Origin of the sequence: Pedobacter segetis (assembly GCF_016623585.1) — a bacterium.
Classification (GTDB): Bacteria; Bacteroidota; Bacteroidia; order Sphingobacteriales; family Sphingobacteriaceae; genus Pseudopedobacter; species Pseudopedobacter segetis.
Genome location: NZ_JAEHFY010000049.1, coordinates 1 through 2,713, shown reverse-complemented (window position 1 = coordinate 2,713; position 2,713 = coordinate 1). Strand labels below are relative to the sequence as shown.

The 2,713-nt window shown below is 34.8% G+C and carries 5 protein-coding genes; all 5 read right to left on the bottom strand.

Annotation, left to right across the window (positions count from 1 at the left end; genetic code table 11):
• Positions 1–301 precede the first annotated feature (301 nt).
• On the bottom strand, positions 302–934 hold the full coding sequence (locus I5M32_RS16500; RefSeq protein ID WP_200588265.1) for a hypothetical protein: 633 nt from the start codon (positions 932–934) through the stop codon (positions 302–304).
• A 7-nt stretch (positions 935–941) separates the two neighbouring features.
• Positions 942–1,526 carry a hypothetical protein gene (locus tag I5M32_RS16495; protein WP_200588263.1) on the bottom strand — a complete coding sequence of 195 codons (585 nt, stop codon included), beginning with the start codon at positions 1,524–1,526 and terminating at the stop codon, positions 942–944.
• A 232-nt stretch (positions 1,527–1,758) separates the two neighbouring features.
• Positions 1,759–2,217 (bottom strand): hypothetical protein, encoded by a 459-nt coding sequence (locus I5M32_RS16490; protein WP_200588261.1) that lies wholly within the window; start codon positions 2,215–2,217, stop codon positions 1,759–1,761.
• Positions 2,218–2,274: 57 nt separating this feature from the next.
• The gene (locus I5M32_RS16485; protein ID WP_200588259.1) at positions 2,275–2,550 is read right to left on the bottom strand and encodes a hypothetical protein; all 276 of its coding nucleotides are present in this window, start codon (positions 2,548–2,550) and stop codon (positions 2,275–2,277) included.
• The coding region (locus I5M32_RS16790; RefSeq protein WP_234461997.1) for a hypothetical protein at positions 2,495–2,713 on the bottom strand (219 nt) is incomplete at its 5' end. The genes I5M32_RS16790 and I5M32_RS16485, both read right to left, overlap by 56 nt.

Here is a 2,713-nt window from a genome sequence, read left to right as displayed (position 1 = left end):
TCCGCATAAACGCTGTTGCCAGACAGGCTTAAACCTAGTATAAACATACCCAGTAGCAATATTTTTTTTATGTGTTTTTCCATTACTGTTTAATTAAAACTAATGATTTAACCTCTTTACCGTTTGCCAATGTTAAAACATAAGTACCAAAGATGTTTAGGATGTTAAGCATAGCGCATCCCAAACTATAAATAAAAAGGATTTGCAATCCACATCTAAATGTGATTGAAATAGGCGGATTACAAATCTTCATTACCATAAGTTCAACTTGTCCTGACGGAACAAGTCGATTATCATAGTACTATTGAGTTTTATATTCAAAACGGTCTTCCGTTTCCCGTTCTAAAAACTGTCCTTTGAAAAACAATATCCATGATTTGGGCTCAATATTTATAGTGCTTCCTGTTGTTCCTCCTATACGGACTCTAAATTCTGACTCTAGAACTTTTTTAGCTATTCCATTATCAAATATTGTTACACTATCTTTTGAATTTTTCAAGGTCTCATTAATTGCATCTTCTTGAATTTTTCTGTTCGTTTTAATAAGAGCTTCTGCTGTGCCTTTCCAATATTTATCTTTTAGAAACTTTATCAAAACTGTATCAGCTTTTGTATAGCTCTGCAATCCGGTGCGAATAATAACAGGACAATCGTTTATGACCGTATAAACAGATGGTTTAAATCTATCGATACTTTTAGAAGAAAGTAGTGTGCTGAGAATGAAGACCGAATTGTCACCTGTGTTTTGTTGTTCTAGTGCCACTATGTAATCTGACATCTGGTTTTGAGACGCCCAAGTTTTTACATATAATGCATAGTCTTCTATTTTATTTTTCAATTGGGTATTAGTTAATTCAACTTGCCATCTTTTAGATTGCGAAAAAGATGTAAAAGAGAAGATTATTATTATTACCAAAAAAATGTACTTTTTCATGTTTTTTTTATAAATTTTTGCAAAATAAGTCTATTAAATCAGGTGTATCGTATCCATATAGATATCCCACCCCTTCACTTCCATAAATGTATGAACTATCTGGTCCTAATATTATTCCATATACATCTTCAGGAAAATCAGCTATATTTTCCCAATCCTCATTACTGGGTGCTGGATTATCATCGTCACCAGTATTCGGATGTGTATGCACATATCCCTCGATTCTGTAATACTGATCTCCATCTTTTGCATACACGTTGGGATCATTAGGTCTAGTATATGTTTGATATTGAGAAGAATTCGAAGTATTGTTGCCATCAGGAAGTGGCAGATACTTTAAATTGTTATTTGCATCTCTGACTAAAAATCCATTTTGTTCAATGGTTGAATTATTTTGAAAACTATTTTGTAAAGCGTTAGCCAAACCTGAGCAAAGGGCTTCTAAATCTGGTTCTTCAGGTTCAGGCTCTGAATCCTCATATCCATAGTCTTCTGCTAATGCTCTAGTTGGGCCAGTAAAGCTTATAGTGCCTTTTCTTAATACTGGTATTAAGTTAAAAAAAAGCATGGTTATTAATATTAATTTTTTCATGTTCTTCTTTGTTACTGTCTAATAATTATAAGCGACTTAACCTGTTTACCATTTACCAACTTTAATACATCAAAACTGTTCGGGATGTTAAGCATAGCGCATCCCGAACTATAAGTAAAAATGATTTGTAATCCGTGTCTAAAATAAGATCGAACATAATCGGATTACAAATCCTCACTATTTGAAGTTCGACTTGCCCTGTCGGAACAAGTCGAACAGCTTAGATAGAAGCCTAATAATGTACATCCGGGTTTACTGGCTCATCATCGGTATAATCCTTAACGAGAACATCTTTAACAATTAACGGCCTATATACAGATAGTATGCTTTGCAAACTCCCAACTTGACCGATAGTTGGGAAAAAGACGGGATATAATGTAGTATATTCAGGAACCGAATTAAACTCTATAATAATAAAATGCTTCCTTTCAAAATCACGCTCCCAATTAAAATATAGCCGTAGATCCTTTCCAAAATCTTCTTTTCTCATTCCTGCCCCTGGAATTGATCGAACGGGATCTATTTTGAGGCTATCCAATAAGACCGATAACGGTTGACCAACGTAAAGATTTTTCTTGTTCTCAATTTGGTGTATGAGGTAATTGGCCGTATCGGCGTAGCTGTGTAAATCCTGAGCCTTTACATTTGTGTAAGACGCAGTGACAAACAATAATATGATTAATTTTTTCATAGTTAGATAAGGCATAGTTTAAAAACCCGCAGGCTTGCAAGCCTGCAGGGCAGTACCCTAATAATGTACATCTGGGTTTACTGGTTCATCATCGGTATAATCCTTTACCAAAACATCTTTTATTATTAATGACCGATAAACGGAAAGTATACTTTGCAAACTCCCAACTTGACCGATAGTTGGGAAAAAGACGGGATATAAAGTATTATATGGAGGAACGGAATTGAATTCTACAACAATAAAATGTGCCTTATTAAAATTGCGTTCCAGATTAAACTCAAGTCGAAGATCTTTTCCAAAATCTTCTTTTACCCCCCCCCCCTGCAAGTGCATCAACAGGATCTATTTTGAGGCTATCCAATAAGACCGATAACGGTTGACCAACGTAAAGATTTTTTTTGTTCTCAATTTGGTGGATCAGGTAATTGGCCGTATCGGCGTAGCTGTGTAAATCTTGAGCCTTTACATTTGTGTAAGACACAGTGACAAACAATAA

What these genes read in the sequence shown, in the direction of transcription:
- I5M32_RS16485 (WP_200588259.1), bottom strand. Translation starts at nt 2,550, where the DNA reads ATGCACTTGCAGGGGGGGGGGGTAAAAGAAGATTTTGGAAAAGATCTT.
- I5M32_RS16495 (WP_200588263.1), bottom strand. Translation starts at nt 1,526, where the DNA reads ATGAAAAAATTAATATTAATAACCATGCTTTTTTTTAACTTAATACCA.
- I5M32_RS16500 (WP_200588265.1), bottom strand. Translation starts at nt 934, where the DNA reads ATGAAAAAGTACATTTTTTTGGTAATAATAATAATCTTCTCTTTTACA.
- I5M32_RS16490 (WP_200588261.1), bottom strand. Translation starts at nt 2,217, where the DNA reads ATGAAAAAATTAATCATATTATTGTTTGTCACTGCGTCTTACACAAAT.